Origin of the sequence: Peribacillus sp. YIM B13472 (assembly GCF_042788005.1) — a bacterium.
GTDB lineage: Bacteria > Bacillota > Bacilli > Bacillales > DSM-1321 > Peribacillus > Peribacillus simplex_E.
Genome location: NZ_JBHZPG010000076.1, coordinates 1 through 2,830, shown reverse-complemented (window position 1 = coordinate 2,830; position 2,830 = coordinate 1). Strand labels below are relative to the sequence as shown.

Genomic DNA, 2,830 nt, shown 5'->3' with positions numbered 1-2,830 from the left:
TTAGGCGAAAATTCAAAGAGAATTTCAAAAGGGGTTCGGAATTTTTTAATTCCGAACCCCTTTTGTCTACAAACTGAAGCCTCCCAACATTATGGGAGGCTTTTCTGATCATTGGGCTTTTTTTATTGATGCATTTTAATTGCCAAACTGTTTTAGTAAAACGTTCATTTCAGAACTTAGTTTTAAGAATAAAGGTTTGTTTTTCATATCCAAGGCTTCATCGATCTGTTTTGCAAGGATATTCTTTTTGGTAGTAAGGACGGCTTCCTGAATAATCATATCAATTAACATTTCCTGAACCACGGCATCGTTTTTCATTTCGCTCATTGATAAGGACTTCACTGACTCTGAATAAGATTTTTCATTTTTCAAAGTTACCACCCCTGACCCTTTTTATTATTATATGGATTTGAGTGAATAAAATCAACTGAAAATTTAAAAAATTTAAACATTTTAGAGAATGTGTCGTTTAGATGACGAAAAAGCCACTATATAAAAGAATTCTTAATTTTTTGTGAACTTCCTTTTTATGTTTAAGGGTTGTGCTATTATAGTGAGTAATTTAACATACATTTACTATTCCCCTTCACTCTTCTTGGATAATGGGGAATGGAGGGGTACAAGCAATCAAGAGTATAAGCTTCGGTAAAGTAAAAGCGGTGTTTAGCAATGAGGAAGAGGTGGATTAAAAATGAATGAAAACAATCAGGGAATCATCGAGGAATATGAAATCACGCCACATACACTAATGGTTTCGCCAATCAATTACGGTAGTAAAATATATTCTCGTATCGTTGAAGTGGAGGACGAGTTCATCTCCCCGTTTAAACCCATGGAAATAATAAAGAAAAGCTGTGAGTTCTTCGGATCAAGTTATGAAGGACGTAAGCAAGGCACGAAACAGCTCATAAACATCACACATAAAGCACCGATCGCGATCGATCCGACCAGTTCGATTTTCTTCTTTCCGACTACATCTCCGTTGCGTCCTCAATGCATCTGGCTATCACATGAGCATGTGGCATCCTATGATCGCCTGGATTCCAAACATACAACCATCACATTCAGGAATAGACAAAGCATCGATATAGCAGTATCATACAGTTCTTTCGAAAACCAGCTGCACCGGACATCTTTTTTAAAAACGAAATTGATCCAGAGGATTGAGGAGACAAAGAGGAAATCCTTCTATCTGTTTTCCGATGCAAATGGGGAAAAGGCTTCAGAGGTAATGTCAAAGTATATACCGCGTTAGAGGGGTTTCAGGGGTAATCATAGAAGAATGCAAACGGGATTCATTCAAAATTAAAGCAAGCCCTTCTTATTAAAGAAGGGCCCCGGAATTAATCTTCAAATAATTCATCCATTAAATCGTCAATCTCTTTTCTTAACTGCTTAGTGCCTTCTTTGGAAATGGTGATCGTATTACCATCGATAATCAGCATATCTCCTACTTTTGCTCCCTTGGGAAGAGAAATTTTAGGAAAATCCTTCATGTCGCCACCTTCGATTTCAACGACAGCGATCTTTCCCTCGAAGCGATCGATAATTCCTTGTACCATTTATTTCACCGTCTTTACAGTAATTTTCTGACCTGTAGAAGTAAAAATAATGTTACCTGATTTATCTGTGCGATAAGTTTTGGCTTTCACTGAATTCAACCGTTTTACAACAGTAGAAATTTTTGCCGTGTTTAAGTAAAAGGACTGCACTCCAATTATTTAAGTCAGACTTAGCATATTCTTTAACAGGTGCAATGAATTTAAGGGAATTATCCTTAGCTTTAGTATTGATTTCCACGCCAGTCTGCGCCTTTTTTATTGTAAGCTTCTTCTGCTTAACAGCCGTTAAAAAGTCTTTGTATGCTTGGGTGGTATGAGAAATTTTAGGGGTATACACGGATTTCACATTAAGCGTTTTAATCACATAAGCCAGACCGCCCACATGATCCGCATCCGGGTGAGTGGATACTAATGCATTAAGTGTTTTTACCTTTTGTTTTTTAAGGTAGGCTACAACTTCGTTGCCCTTTCCTTTACCGCCGCCATCGATTAAAACGTTTTCGTTACCGGTTTGAATAAGGATTGAATCTCCTTGTCCTACGTTGATGAAATGTACCTTCATATTTGAGGCTGCCTCAGCTGTTTTAAGTCCAGTGAATAAAGACAAAACAAGAAAAGCGACCAGTAGAATATTTATTTTCTTCATTTTTTTTCCTCCAAATAATAATTTACCATGTGTAACCGGAAAAATGGGGATTTGGACATGATTTTCTTTGTGATAAAAAAAGAAAGCCGGGCGTCTGAATCGTGGTTAGGTAAAATAATCCTAGGTATTTATGTATAATTAACAAAGCCATTAATTTACAGGTGAAAACCAATAGCAAATCTATTTCTCTCGGAATTTTATAAGAAGGATGTTATAAGTATGGAGTTGACATGCTTGGTATTGGAGGAGCAGGCTAAATATCTGTGGTTGAAAGTACAGAGCGTTATAGAAAGTTAGGTTTACCAGTTATAGAGAATGTTGATGAGTTTGTTTACTGCTTAAGAATAATAGATGAATATTTTGGGGTTCAATCGGATGATATAAGCAAAATAGAATTGAATAGATATAAAAACTTGGAATGAATATATACAAGTTAGCTTTCAAGTGGCAATTGAGAACTGGGATTGATACCATATCGGAAATGTCTTGCACTTTCGAATTAATTATTTGAAAAAGAAAACCATGCAAATAAAACATTTGCATGGTTCAGACTGTAGACAAACTCGATGAAAATCGAGTTTGTCTATTTTTATGGCTTGTACAATTTGGACGTTGATTTCCA

At 36.1% G+C, this 2,830-nt stretch carries 5 protein-coding genes; 2 read left to right on the top strand and 3 right to left on the bottom strand.

The window, feature by feature from the left end; translation table 11 throughout:
* Positions 1 to 135 precede the first annotated feature (135 nt).
* Entirely contained in the window at positions 136 to 372 is a 237-nt protein-coding gene (locus tag ACFX4I_RS26330) for an IDEAL domain-containing protein (protein WP_034314641.1), read from the bottom strand.
* A 319-nt stretch (positions 373 to 691) separates the two neighbouring features.
* Here ACFX4I_RS26330 and ACFX4I_RS26325 point away from each other — a divergent pair, with 319 nt between their 5' ends.
* Positions 692 to 1,255 (top strand): competence protein ComK, encoded by a 564-nt coding sequence (locus ACFX4I_RS26325; RefSeq protein ID WP_230300931.1) that lies wholly within the window; start codon positions 692 to 694, stop codon positions 1,253 to 1,255.
* Positions 1,256 to 1,343: 88 nt separating this feature from the next.
* Here the strand turns inward: ACFX4I_RS26325 and ACFX4I_RS26320 are convergent, their stop codons facing one another.
* Together ACFX4I_RS26320 and ACFX4I_RS26315 are read right to left on the bottom strand one after the other, a co-directional pair.
* On the bottom strand, positions 1,344 to 1,562 hold the full coding sequence (locus ACFX4I_RS26320) for a DUF3006 domain-containing protein (protein WP_377424179.1): 219 nt from the start codon (positions 1,560 to 1,562) through the stop codon (positions 1,344 to 1,346).
* Between the two features lie 61 nt (positions 1,563 to 1,623).
* Positions 1,624 to 2,208: an MBL fold metallo-hydrolase gene (locus ACFX4I_RS26315; RefSeq protein ID WP_377424177.1), complete on the bottom strand. Its 585-nt coding sequence runs from the start codon at positions 2,206 to 2,208 to the stop codon at positions 1,624 to 1,626.
* A gap of 263 nt (positions 2,209 to 2,471) precedes the next feature.
* On the opposite strand from ACFX4I_RS26315, the gene ACFX4I_RS26310 reads away from it, so the two are divergent.
* Complete coding sequence (locus ACFX4I_RS26310; protein WP_230300928.1) at positions 2,472 to 2,630, top strand: SMI1/KNR4 family protein; 159 nt, start codon at positions 2,472 to 2,474, stop codon at positions 2,628 to 2,630.
* Positions 2,631 to 2,830 lie beyond the last annotated feature (200 nt).

Bases quoted from the DNA above. Each gene is read 5' to 3' on its own strand.
- ACFX4I_RS26325 (WP_230300931.1), top strand. From the start codon at position 692: ATGAATGAAAACAATCAGGGAATCATCGAGGAATATGAAATCACGCCA.
- ACFX4I_RS26320 (WP_377424179.1), bottom strand. From the start codon at position 1,562: ATGGTACAAGGAATTATCGATCGCTTCGAGGGAAAGATCGCTGTCGTT.
- ACFX4I_RS26315 (WP_377424177.1), bottom strand. From the start codon at position 2,208: ATGAAGAAAATAAATATTCTACTGGTCGCTTTTCTTGTTTTGTCTTTA.